Source organism: Arsenicicoccus cauae (assembly GCF_009707125.1).
Classification (GTDB): domain Bacteria; phylum Actinomycetota; class Actinomycetes; order Actinomycetales; family Dermatophilaceae; genus Arsenicicoccus; species Arsenicicoccus cauae.
This window is the reverse complement of record NZ_WLVL01000002.1, coordinates 83674-102055: the sequence shown is the minus strand read 5'-3', so window position 1 is coordinate 102055 and position 18382 is coordinate 83674. Positions and strand designations below refer to the sequence as shown.

At 70.6% G+C, this 18382-nt stretch carries 16 protein-coding genes; 7 read left to right on the top strand and 9 right to left on the bottom strand.

What is annotated here, in order from left to right; translation table 11 throughout:
* The coding region (locus GGG17_RS00535; RefSeq protein ID WP_230082555.1) for a hypothetical protein at positions 1–1016 on the top strand (1016 nt) is incomplete at its 5' end.
* A gap of 774 nt (positions 1017–1790) precedes the next feature.
* On the opposite strand, the gene GGG17_RS00530 is transcribed toward GGG17_RS00535, so the two are convergent.
* The 3 genes from GGG17_RS00530 to GGG17_RS00520 form a co-directional block, all read right to left on the bottom strand.
* Positions 1791–1943 (bottom strand): hypothetical protein, encoded by a 153-nt coding sequence (locus tag GGG17_RS00530; RefSeq protein ID WP_154591859.1) that lies wholly within the window; start codon positions 1941–1943, stop codon positions 1791–1793.
* 573 nt (positions 1944–2516) lie between these two features.
* A complete protein-coding gene (alr, locus tag GGG17_RS00525; protein WP_154591858.1) occupies positions 2517–3656 on the bottom strand; it encodes an alanine racemase in 1140 nt (379 codons plus the stop codon).
* 213 nt (positions 3657–3869) lie between these two features.
* A complete protein-coding gene (locus GGG17_RS00520) occupies positions 3870–4877 on the bottom strand; it encodes a 4-hydroxy-3-methylbut-2-enyl diphosphate reductase (RefSeq protein WP_375804488.1) in 1008 nt (335 codons plus the stop codon).
* A gap of 179 nt (positions 4878–5056) precedes the next feature.
* Between GGG17_RS00520 and xseA the strand changes: the two genes are divergently transcribed.
* The gene (xseA, locus tag GGG17_RS00515; RefSeq protein WP_154591857.1) at positions 5057–6289 is read left to right on the top strand and encodes an exodeoxyribonuclease VII large subunit; all 1233 of its coding nucleotides are present in this window, start codon (positions 5057–5059) and stop codon (positions 6287–6289) included.
* 173 nt (positions 6290–6462) lie between these two features.
* Here the strand turns inward: xseA and GGG17_RS00510 are convergent, their stop codons facing one another.
* Positions 6463–6732 (bottom strand): exodeoxyribonuclease VII small subunit, encoded by a 270-nt coding sequence (locus GGG17_RS00510; protein WP_154591856.1) that lies wholly within the window; start codon positions 6730–6732, stop codon positions 6463–6465.
* Positions 6733–6819: 87 nt separating this feature from the next.
* Positions 6820–7410, bottom strand: coding sequence for a DUF4245 domain-containing protein (locus GGG17_RS00505; protein WP_154591855.1), 591 nt, complete (start codon positions 7408–7410; stop codon positions 6820–6822).
* Positions 7411–7521: 111 nt separating this feature from the next.
* Here GGG17_RS00505 and GGG17_RS00500 point away from each other — a divergent pair, with 111 nt between their 5' ends.
* Positions 7522–8442 (top strand): carbohydrate kinase family protein, encoded by a 921-nt coding sequence (locus GGG17_RS00500; RefSeq protein ID WP_154591854.1) that lies wholly within the window; start codon positions 7522–7524, stop codon positions 8440–8442.
* A gap of 10 nt (positions 8443–8452) precedes the next feature.
* Here the strand turns inward: GGG17_RS00500 and GGG17_RS00495 are convergent, their stop codons facing one another.
* From GGG17_RS00495 to GGG17_RS00480, 4 genes are all read right to left on the bottom strand, one after another.
* Complete coding sequence (locus GGG17_RS00495) at positions 8453–9751, bottom strand: ABC transporter substrate-binding protein (protein ID WP_154591853.1); 1299 nt, start codon at positions 9749–9751, stop codon at positions 8453–8455.
* Positions 9752–9933: 182 nt separating this feature from the next.
* Positions 9934–10848, bottom strand: a complete 915-nt coding sequence (locus GGG17_RS00490; protein ID WP_230082554.1) for a carbohydrate ABC transporter permease — start codon at positions 10846–10848, stop codon at positions 9934–9936.
* On the bottom strand, positions 10845–12011 hold the full coding sequence (locus GGG17_RS00485; RefSeq protein WP_154591852.1) for a carbohydrate ABC transporter permease: 1167 nt from the start codon (positions 12009–12011) through the stop codon (positions 10845–10847). Before GGG17_RS00485 ends, GGG17_RS00490 begins: the two co-directional genes overlap by 4 nt.
* The gene (locus tag GGG17_RS00480; protein WP_154591851.1) at positions 12008–13357 is read right to left on the bottom strand and encodes an ABC transporter substrate-binding protein; all 1350 of its coding nucleotides are present in this window, start codon (positions 13355–13357) and stop codon (positions 12008–12010) included. Before GGG17_RS00480 ends, GGG17_RS00485 begins: the two co-directional genes overlap by 4 nt.
* 226 nt (positions 13358–13583) lie before the next feature.
* On the opposite strand from GGG17_RS00480, the gene GGG17_RS00475 reads away from it, so the two are divergent.
* The 4 genes from GGG17_RS00475 (at position 13584) to GGG17_RS00460 (ending at position 17961) form a co-directional block, all read left to right on the top strand.
* Positions 13584–14642: a LacI family DNA-binding transcriptional regulator gene (locus GGG17_RS00475; protein ID WP_154591850.1), complete on the top strand. Its 1059-nt coding sequence runs from the start codon at positions 13584–13586 to the stop codon at positions 14640–14642.
* 81 nt (positions 14643–14723) lie between these two features.
* Positions 14724–16427 carry a fumarate hydratase gene (locus tag GGG17_RS00470; protein WP_154591849.1) on the top strand — a complete coding sequence of 568 codons (1704 nt, stop codon included), beginning with the start codon at positions 14724–14726 and terminating at the stop codon, positions 16425–16427.
* The gene (locus GGG17_RS00465; RefSeq protein ID WP_154591848.1) at positions 16424–17128 is read left to right on the top strand and encodes a carbonic anhydrase; all 705 of its coding nucleotides are present in this window, start codon (positions 16424–16426) and stop codon (positions 17126–17128) included. The genes GGG17_RS00470 and GGG17_RS00465 overlap by 4 nt, the downstream gene beginning before the upstream one ends.
* Entirely contained in the window at positions 17125–17961 is an 837-nt protein-coding gene (locus GGG17_RS00460) for an MOSC domain-containing protein (protein ID WP_154591847.1), read from the top strand. Before GGG17_RS00465 ends, GGG17_RS00460 begins: the two co-directional genes overlap by 4 nt.
* Positions 17962–18382: the final 421 nt, after the last annotated feature.

Genomic DNA, 18382 nt, shown 5'->3' with positions numbered 1-18382 from the left:
AAGGGTCATCGGTGAGATCTCCTCTGGTGAGTACTTGGCGGTACACACCGAGCATCTCGCCGATGACCCCTCTACGTCAGGGAGCCACACCCACTCCCCAAACCCCACCACTCCACGGGACTCTTACATTCTCCCGCCGCTATTCCGAGGCACTTGCAGACTCGGGCTTCATCGAGGAACTCGGACCCGTTCCGGCAGCGACCAACGCGATCATCTTCAACCACCTCCTCGCTCGATTGCTGGAACGGAACGCGGTCTCGCCTTCGGTTGCGCTGGGTGCCCAGCTGGCGACGTGGGCATTCCTATGGGGCAGACCCGGAACCGCGGGCACTGGTGCGGACCTCGACGAGGAAACCGCCGACGTCGTACGGCAGGTCCTGCGGGACGGCCACGCGAAGGTCGCCACGGTTCGTGGGCTCGCTGCTGCTGCGGACCGACCCGCATCGGGTGAGGATGTCGCACGACTGCGAGAGTTGGCACAACACCTACTTGTGGTCGACGACTTCGGCCTTGACATCGAACTGCTGGAGGAGGCAGCTGGCGCTGCCGAGATGGCGGGCGGGCTGCTGGATTCCCTGGCCCGCGCGGCGTCGCCGCACGGGCCGAGCGAGATTCTCGACGTTGTCGTGGGCGTCCACGGGATCGCGCGAGGTTCGGTCCACTGGCGAACTGAGACCGTCCGTCGAGCCCGGGCAAACTACGACGCGACCACATTCGTCGTGACCTCAACGCTGCCCGGTCTCACCCCGGCGCTCGCCACCGAGATGCTCGGTCGGGTCGTTGTGGCGGCCACCTTCGCCGATCATCCCGGCTCGTATTGGCGGATTCGGTTCGAAGGTAACGGCAGCTCGGTGGCCTTTTGGGACGCCGACGCGAGCGACGGGGTCGTCATGGTCGATGGTCACGACGAAGACTTCGAGTCGCTCGAAATCGTGTGGCCTTCGTGGGTCCGCAGGATCGACACTCTCCGCGGCGAACTGGTCACGCGCTCACATGTTGCGCAGCAGGCCGGATGACCATGCCGGTGTCCCGGGAGGACACCGGCTCCTCCGGTCCCGTACCCGGTGCGGGACCGTGCGACCTGCACGTTACGAACGGTGGTGCTGATTCGGCACGGCCGGCGTGACCTGGGGGAATGCCGTCCCGGCCCCGGGCCGGGACCGCACGCTGGTCCCGAATCAGGACGACCGTGTCGACCCGCTCAAACGCGGATCCGGCGACTCGCCGGGACCGGTGCCGAGGAGTCCTCGGCACCATCGACGGTGCCGCCGCGGCAGCGGCACCGGGCAACTCGTCACGGTGGTGGGGAGTCACCACCACCGCTGGCGCCGGGGAGTCCCCGGCACCGTGGACTTCCGACAATGCCGTCACCGGTCCCGCTGATTCGGCGGCACCGTCCGCCCCGACCGGCGTCGGCGAGGCGATGACAGCGTGGGTGTCCACCCATCGAAGGTGCGCCCTGTCTGAGCCGATGTCAACCGCCGAATCCGGCCCGGCATCGGCGACTCCGAACTGGTCGAAGACAGTGCGAGACAACAGAAGACAACCAGCGACACCCAGCGGTGAAAACTCTTTCGGGCGCGTCTCGCCATGCGAACGTCCGGCCGCCGCTAGCGCCGATCGAAATCCCATAACGTACGGCGCGAGCGAGGCCGAGGTGACCCGAGACAACCGGTACAGTGGCGACATCGGCAGCCAGCCGATCTCCGTGTAGATCGAGTCAACCGGAGTTGACCAAAGATATTCCGAAGTAGCGGAAAACGGACCAGATCGTCCCAGAGGTCGCAGGGTCAGACGGACGGGTCGTCCGCCGCCTCGCGGTGAGGGTGGGGGACGTTGCTCTCGTCCACGTAAGCCTCGTGCTCGCCGCCCTCCTGGGGCCGGGCGCCCTCGTTGTCCCCGTCCTCGGGGATCTCGAACACCGCATCGGTGGGAACGCTCATGATCAGTCCTTTCGTCCGCGTGATCGGCGACCTCAGTCTGCTACAGAATGCCCGGGCGTGGGCGGCGCGTCGTCGCCCACGTCTGCGACACCGCCGCAGCAGCGGTAGGTCCCAGCCCGCACGACAGACATGGGGATCCTGATGCAGACCGTTCTCGGCGCGAACGGCCAGATCGCCGTGGGGCTGACCCGCGAGCTCTACCGCAGCCGCACGCGAGCCCGGTCCGGAATGAGCCTGTGCCGGGCAGCACGGCGTGCGGGAGGCGCGGGTGCGCGGCGCATCGGTCCGCCTCGACATCGACCCGCACCACATGAGGGGCTACGAGCTGTGCCCAGGCATGGCCGGGCACGGCATGCTCGCCAAGGACGCGCACGACTCGACGATCCGCCGGGTTGCCGCCTACCGATCGTCAGGAGGGTGGACCACACCCGGCAACCCTCCTGACGCCGCGCATGGCCCACAGCCACACCTGCTCTCACGCACGGTCACCTGGCAGGACGCAGTGCTCACGCGAGCCGAGGTGGCTGGGCCGCCTCGCCCCACCGAGGGCGACGGTGGGTCACCATCCAAGACTCAGGCCTCGCGATAGGTCCGCTCCACGCGCCTGGCGATGTCGCAGGTCACCTCGTAGGTGATGGTGCCGAGGAGCTCGGCCATCTCGTCCGTGGTGATGACCTCATCACCGGACCGACCCAGCAGCACCACCTCGTCGCCGACGGACACGGGGCAGGGCTCGGACGCGGGGCCGACGTCGATCATCGTCTGGTCCATGCACACCCGGCCGGCGATGGGGTAGGAGGCCCCACCCACCAGCACGCGTCCCCGGTTGGACAGCAGCCGGTTGTAGCCGTCGGCATAACCCACGGGCATCGTCGCGATCCAGCGGTCCTCGTCGCTGGACCAGGTCCGGCCGTAGCCGACGGTCGTGCCCGCCGCCACCTGCTTGACGAAGCTCACCCGCGTGACCCAGCGCATGGCCTGCCGCAGCGTGATGGTGCGGGGCGTCGACGCGTCCGGGTAGTAGCCGTAGGCCATGATCCCCGGCCGCACCATCGTCAGCCAGGACGACGAGTGCCCCAGCACACCACCGGAGTTCGCGGCATGAACGTGCTCCAGGCGGCGGCCGAGGGCATCCTGCACCTGCGCGGCGACACGGACGAAGCTCGCCACCTGCTCCTCGGTGAACGCGTCCTGCGAGGCCGTGTCCGCGACCGGCATGTGGGTGAACGCGCCCTCGAGGCGCACCAGCGACAGGCTCTCGACGTATGCCGCGAGCGCCGCCGCGTCGCCTGCCGGCACCCCGATGCGCGCCATACCGGTGTCGACCTTGAGGTGCACCCGGGCGGGCCGCCCGACCTGCTCGGCCGCTGCCTGGAGAGCGTCCGCGTTGTCGCGGGACGGGCAGGCCGTGACCACGTCGGCCGCGATCGCCGCCTCCATCTCGGCGCCGGGGAAGCAGTGCGACAGCTTGAGGATCGGCAAGGTGATGCCGGCGGCGCGCAGCTCGAGCGCCTCGGGCACGGTCGCGACCCCCAGCCAGTCGGCGCACCCGCTCGCCTGGATCATCCGGGAGACGGCCACGGCGCCATGGCCGTAGGCGTCGGCCTTGACCGCCACCAGCACCGCACGGTCCGGCCCCACCGCCTCCCGCACACCCTCGATGTTGGAGCGGATGGCGCCCAGGTCGACCTCGGCTCGCGTCGCGTACAGCATGGGTCCGTTATCCCACACGCCAGGCCCGGGGGATACGCCCTGGGTCCCCCGACGACCACCTTGTCGACGAACGGGCTGGTCGACAGCGCCGGCAGCGCGGCGTAGTCGGGGTAGAACGCGATCTCGCCCCCCACCCGCAGGGATCCGGCGTCCGCGGCGTCCTCGACGTCGAGGATCATGTCATCGGCGGCCACCACCCCGGCGCGCGGGTCGTCAGTGCAGGGAGCCGGCGTCGTGCCGCATCTTGTCGGACTGGCCGCGCGCCTTGAGCTCCTTGCGGAGCTCCATGGGCAGGGCGAACAGCAGCGACTCCTCGGCCGCCACGACGGGCTTCACGTCGGCATACCCCCGCGCCGCCAGCCAGTCGAGCACGTCGCGCACCAGCACCTCCGGCACGCTCGCGCCGCTGGTCACGCCCACCGTCGCCACGCCCTCGAGCCAGGCCTCGTCGATCTCGTCGGCGTAGTCCACGAGGTACCCAGCCTGAGCGCCGTGCTCCACCGCGACCTCGACCAGACGCACCGAGTTGGAGGAGTTGCGCGAGCCGACCACGATCATCAGGTCGGTGTCGGGGGCCATCTGCTTGACGGCGAGCTGGCGGTTCTGCGTGGCATAGCAGATGTCATCGCTCGGCGGGTCCTGCAGGTTGGGGAACTTCTCGCGGAGCCGGCGCACCGTCTCCATGGTCTCGTCGACGGACAGCGTGGTCTGCGAGAGCCAGACGACCTTGTCGGGGTCGCGCACCGTCACGTGCTCCACGGCGTCGGGGTTGTCGACGATCGTGATGTGCTCGGGGGCCTCGCCGCTCGTGCCCACGACCTCCTCGTGCCCCTCGTGGCCGATGAGCAGGATGTCGTAGTCCTCCCCGGCGAACCGGACGGCCTCGCGGTGGACCTTGGTGACCAGCGGGCAGGTGGCGTCGATGGTCTTGAGCTGCAGCCGGGACGCCTCGTCGTGCACGACCGGCGCGACGCCGTGGGCGCTGAAGACGACGGTGGCGCCCTCGGGCACCTCCTGCGTCTCGTCGACGAAGATCGCACCGCGCTTCTCCAGCGTGGAGACGACGTGCTTGTTGTGGACGATCTGCTTGCGCACATAGACGGGAGGGCCGTAGAGCTCGAGCGCCTTCTCCACCGTCACGACCGCGCGGTCGACGCCGGCGCAGTAGCCGCGCGGGGCGGCGAGGAGCACGCGCTTGTGGTCAGTCTGCAAGTCAGTCACCCGGCAAGTCTAGGCGAGTCGCCTGGGCCACCCCTGACTCGGCGTAGGCAGAGATCTTCGGGTGGCGACCCGCAGATCGTGGAGGCGCCCTGACAGTGGCGACCGGGGACCCCGACACGCGCGCGCCGTCGTCCCAGGCGTCGCCCCGGGTGGCGGCGGGGCGTCATACGCTCAGGAGCATGCCCGGCCCCGACCTGCCCGAACGCGCCAACCAGACCACCGCCGAGCAGCCGTGGCCGGTGCGGGTGCTATCGATGAAGATCGCGGACTACGTCGACAAGATGTCCGGCCTGTGGGTCGAGGGGCAGGTCGTCCAGCTCAACCGGCGGCCTGGGGCGGGACTCGCCTTCCTCACGCTGCGCGACCCGGACGTCGACATGTCGCTCACCGTGACCTTGCCGAGCCAGGCCCTGGACCGTATGCCGGCACCGCTGTCGAGCGGGGCCCGGGTCGTGGTCCAGGCGAGGCCGACGTTCTGGACCAAGCGCGGCACGCTGCAGCTCGAAGGTCGCCAGCTGCGGGCCGTCGGGGTCGGCGAGCTGCTGGCCCGCCTCGAGCACCTCAAGACCGTGATGCGCTCCGAGGGACTCTTCGACGCGTCGCGCAAGCGGCCGCTGCCGTTCCTGCCGCGACGGGTGGGGCTGGTCTGCGGGCGCGCCTCGCAGGCCGAGCACGACGTCGTGCAGAACGCCCTGCGCCGTTGGCCCGCAACGCAGTTCGAGATCCGCCAGGTGGCGGTGCAGGGCGCCAACGCGGTCGCCGAGGTCAGCGCGGCCGTGCGCGAGCTCGACGCCCACCGCGAGGTCGACGTCATCGTCGTCGCGCGCGGCGGCGGCTCGGTGGAGGACCTGCTGCCGTTCAGCAACGAGGCGCTCGTGCGCTGCGTCGCGGACTGCCTGACACCGGTCGTCAGCGCCATCGGCCACCACGAGGACACGCCCCTGCTCGACCACGTCGCCGACTGGCGGGCCTCCACCCCGACCGACGCGGGCAAGCGCGTCGTGCCCGACCTGGCCGAGCAGCAGGAGGTCGTGGCGGTCGCGCGCCGGCGGATCGAGCGCGCACTGCTGCAGTATGTCGAACGCGAGCGGCGCGGCCTGTCCGCCATACGGTCCCGGCCGGTGCTGGCGCAGCCCGTGACGCTGGTCGACCAACGGCGCACCGAGCTGGGAGCCCTGCTCGACCGGGTCACCCGGCGCATCGAGGCGGGGATCCACCGCGACCAGGCGCGCCTCGACGGGCTGGCCGGACGGCTGCGGGCGCTGTCACCCCTGGGGACGCTGGAGCGCGGCTACGCCGTGGTGCAGCACCGGGACGGGTCGGTCGTCCTGGAGCGCGACGACGTGGAGCCCGAGGAGCTGCTGCGGGTGCGGGTGGCGACGGGCGACTTCGGCGTCCGCGTCCTCGGCTGACCCCTCCCCTGCCGACTGGTCACCTCCGGACAGGCTCCGTCTCGCCGCCTCACCTGCTCGCCGCCTCCGGCGATCATGAGGGTCTCGTCCACGATGCTTGGACCAAACCCGCACGTCGTGGAGGGGGGGGCTGGGTGGGGCGGAGGGGTGACGGGCCTGGTCAGGGCAGCGGGTCAGGACTCGTCGTCGTCCTCAGGCTCGACCGGACCCCGAGGCTGGGTCGGCCCCGGCGTGTCGCCCGACAGTCGCGCCTCCGCCTGGTCCAGCCACGTGGAGCAGCGCGCGGCCAGCGCCTCGCCCCGCTCCCACAGGCGCAGGCTGTCCTCGAGCGGCAGCTGCCCCGCCTCGAGCTGCGACACGATGGTCACCAGCTCGTCGCGGGCCTGTTCGTAGGTCAGGTCCTCGATCGGACGGTCGGTGCTCGCGGGGGTCAGGTCGGCCATGGACTCACCCTAGGCGCGCGAGCCGACCGGTCAGAAGAGGCCGCGTCCGAAACTGACCAGTCGGCGGGAGAAGGCGGGGGGCGGGAGTCAGCGCAACGCGGGCGACATCTTGGCGGCGCGCGCGGCGGCGACGGCGCACGAGCCGGTCGACTCGAGGACGGTGGTCAGGCCGTCGCCACCGCGACGCACCAGGGTGCAGGCACCGTTGCTCGGGTCGGTGTAGCTGTCGACCGGCACGCCACCCACCGACATGGCCCCCGCCGCCGCGCGACCCTTGAGCTGCGCGGTGACCCAGCCGTCGGTCGCCTTGGCGGTCTGGTCCAGGGCGACGTACTCCTGCTCGCCACCCTCCCGCACGTAGCCCACGTGCCACGTGCGCAGACCGTCGGCCTCGGGCTCGAGCCGGGCGGAGTTGGCGGCCCACCCCTCCCCCAGCCCCTCGAGCTGAGACAGCTGCCAGCCCGTGCTGCGGCGGGCCTCGGTCACGACCGACGGCACGTCGACGCTGGGTCGGGCCACCGTGTCGGGCCGCGCCACGAGGGCGAAGAACGCGAGCACCACCGTGGCCACCACGATCGTCGACAGCACCATCGACGCAAAGGTCCCCATCATGTGCGGGTTGCGCCGGGGCGGACGCTGCTGGTCGCTCGAGGGGTCCGCGGAGGCGCTGGTGCTCATGGGCTCATCGTCCCCGATGAGACGGGTCAAGGGCCAACCACGCCAGGCGCTTCCGTCTCGGCCGGGGGATACTGGGGCGCCCGAGCCACCGCCGTCCCGAGGAGCCCCCGCATGACCGACCGTCTGCTCGTCGTCGGAGAGTCCCTCGTCGACATCGTCCACCGTCAGGGCGGCGCCGTCGACGAGCACCCGGGTGGCAGCCCCGCCAACGTCGCCATCGGTCTGGCGCGGCTCGGGCACCCCGTCGACTTCGCCACGCAGTTCGGACGGGACGCGCATGGCGAGATGGTGCGTGCCCACCTGGTGCAGGAGCGGCTGCTGACCCTGACGAGCGGGTCTGACCAGGCGGAGTCCACCTCGACGGCCAAGGCGACGCTGGACGCGGCCGGGGGCGCGACCTACGACTTCGAGCTGCTGTGGGACGTGGCGGGAGCGCTGGACGAGGACGCTGTCGGCCACCTTCACACCGGGTCGATCGCGGCGACCCTGGAGCCGGGGGGATCGGCCGTGGTCGACGCGGCGCTGCGGGCGAGGGCGACGGGGACGGTGTCCTACGACCCCAACGCGCGCCCGACGATCATGGGCACCCCTGAGGAGGTGCGGCAGCGCATCGAGCAGCTCGTCGGTCTCTCGGACGTGGTCAAGGCCAGCGACGAGGACGTCGACTGGCTCTATCCGGGGGCCACGCCCGAGCAGATCATGGAGCTGTGGGGTCGGCTCGGCCCCGAGCTCGTCGTCGTGACGCGGGGCGGCGCGGGGGCGCTCGTGCTGATCCCGCGCACGGGCGAGCGCCTGGTGGCCGAGGCCACCCGCACCACCGTCGTCGACACGGTGGGGGCGGGCGACTCGTTCATGTCGGGCCTGATCTCGGGGCTGCTCGACGCCGGGCTGCTCGGCTCGGTGGAGGCCCGTGAGCGGCTGCGGACCGCCTCGCTGCCCGACGTGCGCCCGGCCATCGAGCGGGCCGTGGCGTGCGGCGCCATCACGGTGTCCCGCGCCGGTGCCAACCCGCCCACCCGCGCGGAGCTCTGAGCCGGCGCGGTCAGCCGTGCTGCTTGCGCGCGGCGTCGAGCTGCGCCACCAACTGGTCGACCGTGGTCGTCCCGGCGGTCAGGCCGACCATGCCGCGCGCGAACGCGACGGCCCCGAGGGCCGGCGGCATCTGGTCGCTCGCGTCGAACCGCACGGTCTGCGCCTGGTAGGCCGCCGACGCGATCTTGCGCGTCGTCGTGCTGGCGTACCGCTCGAGGTCGAAGTCCTCATGGGGAGAGATGAATCCGCGGTCCTCAGAACCTGCCCAGTCCGCTCCGAAGCGCGGGTCCGAGCCCATGTAGCGGACCAGGTCACGCGCCGCCAGGTCGTGCCCCCGCAGCAGCACCGCGCTGTCGCCGCCGACCTCGATCGCGTCGTGGTCGCCCGAGGGGAAGGCCACGACCGAGGTGGTCTGGTCGATGGCCTTGCGCACCCGCTCGGGCAGGAAGCCCTGCTGGGTGACATAGCTGCCCTGCTTGAGCAGGGCGCACCGCTGCGGCTCGGCGAACAGGCCGTCGGCCGCCTGGCGGACGTCCCGACGGGCCGCGGCCGGTCCCCCACCCTCGACGCCGTCGTGCCGCAGGACCTCGACATACGTGGCGAAGGCCGCCTTGATCCGATCGTCGGAGAACGGGACCCGCCCGGTCACCCACTGGTCGTAGACCTCGGGGCCGGCGCCCTTGAGCACGAGCTCCTCGACCCAGTCGGTCGCGGCCCAGCCGCTGTTGGCCCCGTCCTCGATCCCGAGGCACCAGGGCGTGCTGCCCCGCTCGCGCAGCCGGTCGCCGGCCGTCGCGAGGTCGTCCATCGTCTGCGGCGGGTCGATGTCGACGGCGTGCAGGGCGTGCCGGTCGTACCACAGGAGGGACTTGACGTTCATCGCCACGGGGATGCCATAGGTCCGGCCACCCTCCTGCAGGGGCTCGACCATGCCCGGCACCATGCCGGAGGCGACGCGACTGACGGGCAGCACGTCATCGAGCGGCTCGACGGCCCGCTCGTGCGCGAGCGCCAGGGCCAGCCCGGGCTGGGGCACCATCGCCAGGTCGGGCGGGTTGCCCGCGGCCACGCGCGCGCGCAGGTCGGTCGTCAGGTCGTCGCTGGCGGAATAGCTCACCTGCACGTCGTGCCGCGCGGCCCAGGCGTCGACCGCCTCCTGGAAGCCCTTGGCCTGGCTCCCCGAGAAGGCGTACATGATCTCGATGCTCGAGCCGCCCCGCACGGTCTCGACCGAGGACCCGTCGGAGCAGCCTGCGACCACGAGGCCAAGCAGCAGCGCCAGCACCCCAGCAACACCACGCGCCCGCATGGTCAGCTCCTTCCTCGTCCCGTCGCGACCGACCCTACTCGCGAGCACGGACAAGCCCCCGCCTGACAGGCCATCGCCCGCCGGACACGGGGCAGGGCCCGCACCCCCAGGGAGGATGCGGGCCCTGCACCGGCCGTATGCCGGAACCACCGCGTGGCGGTGGCGACGGCATACGCTCGGGCTCAGCCCTTGACCGCGCCGGACGTCATGCCGCGCACCAGGAAGCGCTGCAGCAGCACGAACACGAGCATGGGCACGACCATCGAGATGAACGCGCCTGCGGTGAGCAGCTCCTGGCCCTGGCCCTGCGTGCCGAGCAGACCCTGCAGCTTGACGATCACCGTGGTGTTCTCGGACTTCAGGAACAGCTTGGCGATCAGCAGGTCGTTCCACACCCACAGGAACTGCAGGGTGGCGAACGCCGCGATGGCCGGCATCGACATGGGCGCCACGAGCTTCCAGAAGGTCTGGAAGTGGCCGCAGCCGTCGATCTTGGCGGACTCGACGATGGAGCGCGGCAGGGTGCTCATGTAGTTGCGGAGCGTGTAGATCGCGAGGGGCATGCCGAACCCGGTGTGCAGCAGCCAGACCGCGATGTACTGACCCGAGATCCCGAGGCCACGCGGCCCGAGCAGGTCCAGCAGCGGCTGGAAGGCCACCTGGATCGGGACCACGAGGACGGCGACGATGATGATGAACAGGACGTCCTTGCCCGGGAAGTCCATGAACGTGAACGCGTACGACGCGAACGCCGCGAACATGATCGGGATGATGGTCGCCGGGATCGCCACCACCAGGGAGTTGATGAAGGCGTTGCCCATGTCGGCCTTGGTGAACACGTCGGCGTAGTTGTTGAGGGTCCAGCCCTGGCCGAACGGGTTCAGCAGCGCCGTCCACCACCCGGAGGTGGCGGCGTCGTCGCGGGTGCGGAAGGAGGTCACCAGCAGACCGAGGGTCGGCAGGCACCACATCAGGCCGAGGATCGTCAGCGTGACGATCGCGACGATGCTGCGGCGGCGGCCGTCCTTCATCGTGCCCTTGGCGCGGGTCACCTGCTGGGGCTCGGTGGTCCGAGCAGCCATGGTGCTCGTGCTCATCGGTTGGCCTCCTGCTCGCGGAACATCTTCACCTGGTAGACGAGGACGGGGATGATGAGCAGGAGCAGGATCACGACGATCGCCGAGGCCTTGCCTGCGTTGCTGTTGGCGAACATCTCGTTGAAGAAGAGGTTCGCGATCACGTTCGTCTTGTCCCGGCCGTTGGTCAGGACGTAGACGATGTCGAAGACCTTCAGCACGAGGATCACGGTGGTGATGAAGACCGACAGGATCGTGCCCCAGATCTGCGGGATGATGACCTTCCAGAAGATCTGCCACTCGCTGGCGCCGTCGATGCGGGCCGCCTCGAGCGTGTCGTCGGGCACGCCCTTGATGGCCGAGCCGAGCAGCACCATGGCGAAGCCGACCTGCAGCCAGATCAGGATGATCATGAGCAGCAGGGAGTTCAGCCGGCCGCTCGAGATCTGCAGCCAGGTCTGCGGGCTGCCGCCGAGGGCGGTATAGGCGGCGTTGAGCAGACCGGTCTGCGCGGAGCCCTCGGGGTTCCACGCGTAGACGAGGTTCCAGATGGCCGAGGCGCCGACGAAGCTGATCGCCATGGGCAGGAAGATCGCGGACTTCGCGACCTTCTCCCCCTGCGCGGACAGCTTGTCCGCCAGCACCGCGACGATCACGCCGAGCGCGACCGTCGTCGCGGGCACGATCAGCAGCCACAGGAAGTTGTTGAAGAGCGAGGTCCGGAACTCCTGGTCCGCGATCACCTCCTTGTAGTTCTGCATGCCCACCCACGCGGTGCTGTCCTTGTTGGCGAAGGAGTACACGAAGGTCTGGATCGTGGGGTACAGCAGCATCAGCGACATCAGGCCGAAGCCCGGCAGCAGGAAGGCGTAGGGGATCAGCCCCTCCGACAGCCGTCGCGGCAGCGCCTCGACGAACATGTTGAGGAAGTAGAAGAACAGGGCTGCTCCGCCGACGCCGGCGACGAGGGCCAGCAGGCCGATGACGATCTTGGACCCTCCGAGGAAGACCCCCGGGTAGTAGGCGAAGGCGAGGAACAGGTTGGCGATGGCCCAGACGACCACGACCATGCCGAGGAAGCCGAGGGCGAGACGGCCTGGCTTGAGCCGGCCGTCGTCGACCTTGGGCCCCCTCACGGGGGCGGCGTCGTGCCCCGCGGGGCGCTCGGTGACGGAGGTGCTCATGACTTCGGCCAGCTCTTCTCGATCTCGTCAGCCACCTGCTGCGAGGTCTTGCTGCCGTTGACCCAGCTCACCATCCCCGTCCAGAAGGTGCCCGAGCCGACCTCCTTGGGCATGAGGTCCGAGCCGTCGAACCGGAAGACGTCGGCCTCGATGGCCATCTTGACCACGTTGCGGGTCGTCTCGTTGGGGTAGTTCTTCATGTCGAAGGTCTTGTGCGGGCTGAGCCAACCGCCGGCCTTGGCCCACTCGGCGCCGAACTGATCGCTCGCCAGGAACTCCATGACCTTCTTGGCGTCGGGGTCGTTGCCGTTGAACAGCGCCGCGAGGTCGCCACCGCCGAGGATCGGCTTCCCGTCATACCCACCCTGGTAGGGCGGGAAGGGGTAGGTGCCGACCTGGTTGTCGAGATCGGCCTGCACGTTCTTGGGGTAGAACGTGGTGGCGAAGTTGCCTTGGCGGTGCAGCATGCACTTGGGCGGGGTGGTGAAGGCCGGGGTCATGGCCTCGCCGAACTTCGTGTTGAGGATGGCCTGGGTCCCGCCGTAGACGCTGCCCGGGGCCTTGAGGACCTTGGCCATCTCGTCGAGGGCCTTGACCACCCGGGGGTCGTTGAAGGGGATCTCGTGCGAGGTCCACTGGTCGTAGACCTCGGGGCCGTACATGCGGAGCATGTACTCCTCGAGCCAGTCCGTCCCGACCCACCCGGTCGCCTGGTCGGAGTTCCACGCCACGCACCAGGGCGCGACGCCGGAGCCCTTGATCTTGTCGGCGACCTGGTAGAGCTCCTGGATGGTCTTGGGTGCCTTGTCGTAGCCGCCCTTGTCGTAGGCGGCCTTGGGGTACCAGACGATCGACTTGACCGCCATGCGCATGGGGGCGCCGTAGACCCGACCCTTGTAGCGCGAGGAGTCCATGAAGCCGGACACCAGCGTGCTGTCCAGCTTGTCGTAGTCCAGATAGGTGTCGATGGGCTGGATCTTGCCCTGGCCCGCCATCTCCAGCAGACCGCCCGGCTGGGGGAACAGGCCGATGTCCGGGGAGTCGCCCGAGCTGACCTTGGACTTGATCGTGGTCGTGAAGTCCTGGTCGGCGGTGTACTGGATCTTGATGCCCGTCTGCTGCTGGAACTTCTGCATGGACTGGTTGAAGAACTTCTCCTCGTCGCCGCCGAAGGCTCCCAGGATGGTGACCGTCTTGTCGCCGTCCGCCGTGCCGCCTTCGACCGTGCCGGACAGGCCGCCTCCGGTCCCTGCGGCACCACCTTGGGGGTTCTGCAGGCAGGCACTCGTCGACATCGTGACGATGCCGCATAGGAGCGCTGCCGTGGAAAGCTTGCGCACACGCATCTGCATTTCCTCATCCCTGGGTCCCGGGCCGTGCGCCGCACCGGATCCCGGGGAGCCTGCGGCTCCGGGGTGCACGCGACGCTGCGAGCGGCCTTTGACGTTTTAGTGACCCAATAGTGGGCGCGCGGGCCGTGCCCGTCAACGGGCTGACCGCACTGCAACGAACCTGTGACATCAGGCGCTTCGGCGATGTGCGGAACGATCGACATGGCTTACCTTGCCGTCTATGGACCTGCGCAGGGGTGGCCGTCGACCGACCCTGGCCGACGTGGGGCGCCGGGCGGGCGTCTCCGCCACGACCGTGTCCTTCGTGCTCAACCCCGACTCCAAGCAGACCATCAGCGCCGCGACCCGGGCGCGGGTCCTGCAGGCGGTCAACGACCTCGGCTACCGCCCCAACCGCACGGCCCAGGGTCTGCGGCGCAAGCGCAGCGGCACGATCGGCGTCGTGGTGGACGAGCCCGCGATGGAGGCCTTCTCCGGCGAGACGGTCAACGGGGCGCACGACCTGGCCTGGAGCGAGAGCACGGTGCTGCTGGTGACGCACACGGGGCGCCGGCCCCACGGCATGCAGTCGGCGATCGAGGAGCTCGCCGACCGCCAGGTCGACGGCCTGGTGATCACCTGTTCCGGCACCCGCGAGATCGAGCTGCCGGACCATATGCCGAACCTGCCCTGGGCCCTCGCCAACTGCTTCGACCCGGCTGGGCGCGGGCCCTGCTTCCTCCCCGACGAGGAGTTCGGAGGTCGCGAGGCGGCCCGGCTCGTGGCCGAGGCGGGCCACCGCCGCATCGCCTACCTCAGCGGTCACGCCGGGGCGTGGGCGACGCCGCTGCGGATCGAGGGCTTCCTCGCCGAGCTCGAGGACCGCGGCGTCCCCACGACAACCGGCGACGTGGTCGTGCGCGAGGGCTTCTACTACGTCGACTCGGGGTTCGCCCTGGCCCGTGAGCTGCTCGCCGGTTCCTCACCCCCGACCGCCGTCGTCTGCGGCAACGACCGCATCGCGCTCGGCGTCTACCTCGCGGCCGCCGAGTCGGGGCTGCGCATCCCCGACGACCTGTCCGTCGTCGGCTACGACGACCACGAGCCGGTGATCCAGCAGCTGACGCCGCAGCTGACGACCGTGCGGCTCCCCCTCTACGACATGGGGCGGCTCGCGGCCGAGGCGTTGGTGCACGGCGCGGTCGGCGCCCTGCCCGAGCGCACGCTCCTGCCCTGCCCGGCCGTGCCGCGCGCGTCCGTCGCCCGCCCCCGCGCGGCATACGGCCCCTCCCAGGCCTAGGGTGGAGGCGACGGGCCGCCGCTCACCGACGAGTGCGAGGGCCGGCCCACCCCCGCTGGATCGAGGAGCAGGAGCACGACCATGCCCGAGTTCGCCTACGAGGCGCTGCTGCCGCACGGCGCCGACGAGACCCCCTACCGCAAGCTGACCTCCGAGGGCGTCTCGCTGGTCGAGGGCCCGGACGGCCGGACCTTCCTCACCGTCGCGCCCGAGGCGCTCACGCTGCTCGCCGAGACCGCGATGCACGACATCGCGCACTACCTGCGGCCCGGCCACCTGGCCCAGCTGCGCCGGATCCTCGACGACCCCGAGGCCAGCAACAACGACAAGTTCGTCGCCCTCGACCTGCTCAAGAACGCCAACATCGCCGCGTCCGGCGTGCTGCCCATGTGCCAGGACACGGGCACCGCCATAGTCAAGGGCGAGCGCGGCCAGCACGTCCTCACCGACGGCGTCGACGAGGAGCCCCTGGCGCGCGGGGTCTACAACGCCTACACCCGCCTCAACCTGCGCTACTCCCAGAACGCCCCGGTCTCGATGTACGAGGAGCGCAACACCGGCACCAACCTGCCGGCGCAGATCGAGCTGTATGCCGACACCGAGCGCGGCCACGAGACGGAGTACTCCTTCCTGTTCATGGCCAAGGGCGGCGGCTCGGCCAACAAGTCCTATCTCTTCCAGGAGACCAAGGCGATCCTCAACCCGGACGCCATGATGCGCTTCCTCGACGACAAGATCCGCTCGCTCGGCACGGCGGCCTGCCCGCCCTACCACCTGGCGATCGTCATCGGGGGCACGAGCGCCGAGTTCGCCCTCAAGACGGCGAAGTACGCGAGCGCGAAGTACCTCGACACGATGCCCACCACCGGCAACGCCGCGACCGGTCGCGGCTTGCGCGACCTCGACCTGGAGGAGCAGGTCCTCGAGCTGACGCGCCGGCAGGGCATCGGCGCGCAGTTCGGCGGCAAGTACTTCTGCCACGACGTCCGCGTCATCCGCCTCCCCCGCCACGGCGCCTCCCTGCCCGTCGCGATCGCCGTCTCCTGCTCCGCCGACCGCCAGTGCCGCGGCAAGATCACGCCCGAGGGCGTCTTCATCGAGCAGCTCGAGATGGAGCCCGGCCACTACCTGCCCGACACGACCGACGAGCACCTGGCCCAGGGCGCCGACGACGAGGGACGCAGCGGTGACGTCGTCGAGATCGACCTGTCGCGCCCCATGGACGACATCCTCGCGGAGCTGACCAAGCACCCGGTCAGGACCCGCCTGTCCCTCACCGGGACGCTGGTCGTGGCCCGCGACATCGCGCACGCCAAGATCAAGGAGCGCCTCGACGACGGCGAGGACATGCCGCAGTACCTCAAGGACCATCCCGTCTACTACGCCGGCCCGGCCAAGACGCCCGACGGCATGGCCTCGGGCTCCTTCGGACCCACGACGGCCGGCCGCATGGACTCCTACGTCGACCAGTTCCAGGCCGCGGGCGGGTCCATGGTGATGCTGGCCAAGGGCAACCGGTCCCGGGCCGTCACCGACGCCTGCCGGGCGCACGGCGGGTTCTACCTCGGCTCCATCGGCGGGCCGGCCGCCCGCCTCGCCCAGGACTGCATCAAGAAGGTCGAGGTGCTGGAGTACCCCGAGCTCGGGATGGAGGCCGTATGGCGGATCGAGGTCGAGGACTTCCCGGCGTTCATCGTGGTGGACGACAAGGGTGACGACTTCTTCGCCGAGTTCGCCAAGCCCACCGTCATGACCATCACGACCCGCGCGGACGTGGACGCATGAGCGGCCGCACGACGCTCACCCCGGCGCAGGCGTGGGAGCAGATGGTCCAGGGCAACGCGCGGTTCGTCTCGGGGCAGCCCGAGCACCCCAACCAGGACGTCCACCGCCGCGCCGAGCTCACGGCCGGACAGGGTCCGTTCGCCGTGCTGTTCGGCTGCTCCGACTCCCGCGTCGCGGCCGAGATGGTCTTCGACCGCGGGCTCGGCGACCTGTTCGTCGTGCGCACCGCCGGGCACGTGCTCGACCCGTCCGTCCTCGGCACCGTCGAGTTCGGCCCCGGCGTCCTCGGCACCCCGCTGATCGTCGTCATGGGCCACGACACCTGCGGCGCCATCAACGCCGGCATCCAGGCGACCGACACCGGCGAGTTCCCCGGCGGCTACATCCGGGACCTCGTCGAGAAGGTCATGCCCTCGGTGATCCAGGCCCGTTCCTCCCACGGCGCCGGCCCGGGCGCCACGCCCGAGCAGGTCAACGCCTGGCACGTCCGGCGCACCGTCAACATGCTCGCCGAGCGGTCGGCGCTGCTGCAGCAGCTCGTCGAGGACGGCACGCTCGCCATCGTCGGCATCAACTACCGCCTGGCCGACGGGGACGTCCGCTACATCGCCCACCTCGGCGACATCGGCGACGTCCGGCCGGGGGTGGACCGAGCCGCCGCCGACACGGGCACCAGCGCGGGCGTCGAGGCCGGCGGATGACCCACGTCACCGACCTCGCGTACTACCCCCTCAAGTCCGCCGGCGGCGTGCCGGTGCGCGAGGCCGTTGTCGAGCACTGGAGCATCCGCCACGACCGCCGCTGGATGCTGCTCGAGGACGACGGCCGGATGGTCAGCGCTCGCGAGGCCCCCACCTTGCTCCTGCTCCGCGCCGAGCATCGCGCCCACGACGGGGCGCTGCTGGTTCGGCATACGGCCGGGGCGGTCCCCCCGCTCGCGGTGCCCGTCCCCGACCAGGGCGAGCACCGCGACGGCGTCGTCTGGGGCGCGGCCGTCCGCGGTCGCGAGGCGGCGCGCGAGGCCAGCGCATGGTTCGAGGACTACCTCGGCCGCACGGGCCTGCACCTCGTGTGGTGCGACGACCCGACCTACCGGCTGGTCGACCAGCAGTATGCCGAGCCCGGCGACACCGTCACCTTCTCCGACGGCTTCCCGCTGCTGCTGACCAGCACCCCGTCGCTGCGCCGCCTGCAGGAGTGGGTGGACGAGAGCACCGACCGCCGCGGCGAGGCACGTGTGCAGCTGACCATGGACCGGTTCCGCCCCAGCGTGGTCGTCGACGGCGGCGAACCGCTGGCCGAGCAGGGCTGGGAGCGGGTGCGGATCGGCGAGATGACCTTCCGCATGTCCAAGCACTGCGGGCGCTGCGTGATGACGACCTACGACACGACGTCGCTGGGCCGCACCAAGGAGCCGCTGCAGACCCTGGCCGAGCGCAACGCGATCGACGGGCGGCTGGTCTTCGGCGTCAACCTGGTCCCCGAGGGCACCGGCACCCTCCGCGTCGGCGACGAGGTCACCCCGATCCCCTGACCCCTCTGTTCGTCCTGCGCTGCCTCTCGCCCGGCACCAACGCCTCGACGGCCCGCGACACCCGCCGGGTCACCGACATCCTGGACCCCGAGGGACAGCACCTGCTCGCCGCGTCCCTGTCCGAGACGCCCGGGCACCGCCCGTCCTGCGCGCAGTGGGCGGAGTACTTCGCGCGGCTGCGCTCGGCGCGGCTCGCGGGCCAGCCCGTCGCACCGGCGCCGGGCTCGACCGCGGTCGGCACGGGCGCGGCGGGAGCCGGTGCAGCAGGAGCCGGTGCAGCAGAGGCGACCCCGTCAGCCCCGGCCGCGACGACGACGCCCCAGGGCGCTCAGACACCCAGCACGGGTGGCTGGCATCGCGCGCCTGACGGCTCCTGGATCCGCTGACCCCCCGGGGATCGTGAGGGGCTGGTCCAGCTCCC

Excerpts from the sequence above, each read along its gene's own strand:
- GGG17_RS00530 (WP_154591859.1), bottom strand. The coding sequence starts at position 1,943 with ATGAGCGTTCCCACCGATGCGGTGTTCGAGATCCCCGAGGACGGGGAC.
- alr (WP_154591858.1), bottom strand. The coding sequence starts at position 3,656 with ATGCTGTACGCGACGCGAGCCGAGGTCGACCTGGGCGCCATCCGCTCC.
- xseA (WP_154591857.1), top strand. The coding sequence starts at position 5,057 with ATGCCCGGCCCCGACCTGCCCGAACGCGCCAACCAGACCACCGCCGAG.
- GGG17_RS00510 (WP_154591856.1), bottom strand. The coding sequence starts at position 6,732 with ATGGCCGACCTGACCCCCGCGAGCACCGACCGTCCGATCGAGGACCTG.
- GGG17_RS00505 (WP_154591855.1), bottom strand. The coding sequence starts at position 7,410 with ATGAGCACCAGCGCCTCCGCGGACCCCTCGAGCGACCAGCAGCGTCCG.
- GGG17_RS00500 (WP_154591854.1), top strand. The coding sequence starts at position 7,522 with ATGACCGACCGTCTGCTCGTCGTCGGAGAGTCCCTCGTCGACATCGTC.
- GGG17_RS00495 (WP_154591853.1), bottom strand. The coding sequence starts at position 9,751 with ATGCGGGCGCGTGGTGTTGCTGGGGTGCTGGCGCTGCTGCTTGGCCTC.
- GGG17_RS00490 (WP_230082554.1), bottom strand. The coding sequence starts at position 10,848 with ATGAGCACGAGCACCATGGCTGCTCGGACCACCGAGCCCCAGCAGGTG.
- GGG17_RS00485 (WP_154591852.1), bottom strand. The coding sequence starts at position 12,011 with ATGAGCACCTCCGTCACCGAGCGCCCCGCGGGGCACGACGCCGCCCCC.
- GGG17_RS00480 (WP_154591851.1), bottom strand. The coding sequence starts at position 13,357 with ATGCGTGTGCGCAAGCTTTCCACGGCAGCGCTCCTATGCGGCATCGTC.
- GGG17_RS00475 (WP_154591850.1), top strand. The coding sequence starts at position 13,584 with ATGGACCTGCGCAGGGGTGGCCGTCGACCGACCCTGGCCGACGTGGGG.
- GGG17_RS00470 (WP_154591849.1), top strand. The coding sequence starts at position 14,724 with ATGCCCGAGTTCGCCTACGAGGCGCTGCTGCCGCACGGCGCCGACGAG.
- GGG17_RS00465 (WP_154591848.1), top strand. The coding sequence starts at position 16,424 with ATGAGCGGCCGCACGACGCTCACCCCGGCGCAGGCGTGGGAGCAGATG.
- GGG17_RS00460 (WP_154591847.1), top strand. The coding sequence starts at position 17,125 with ATGACCCACGTCACCGACCTCGCGTACTACCCCCTCAAGTCCGCCGGC.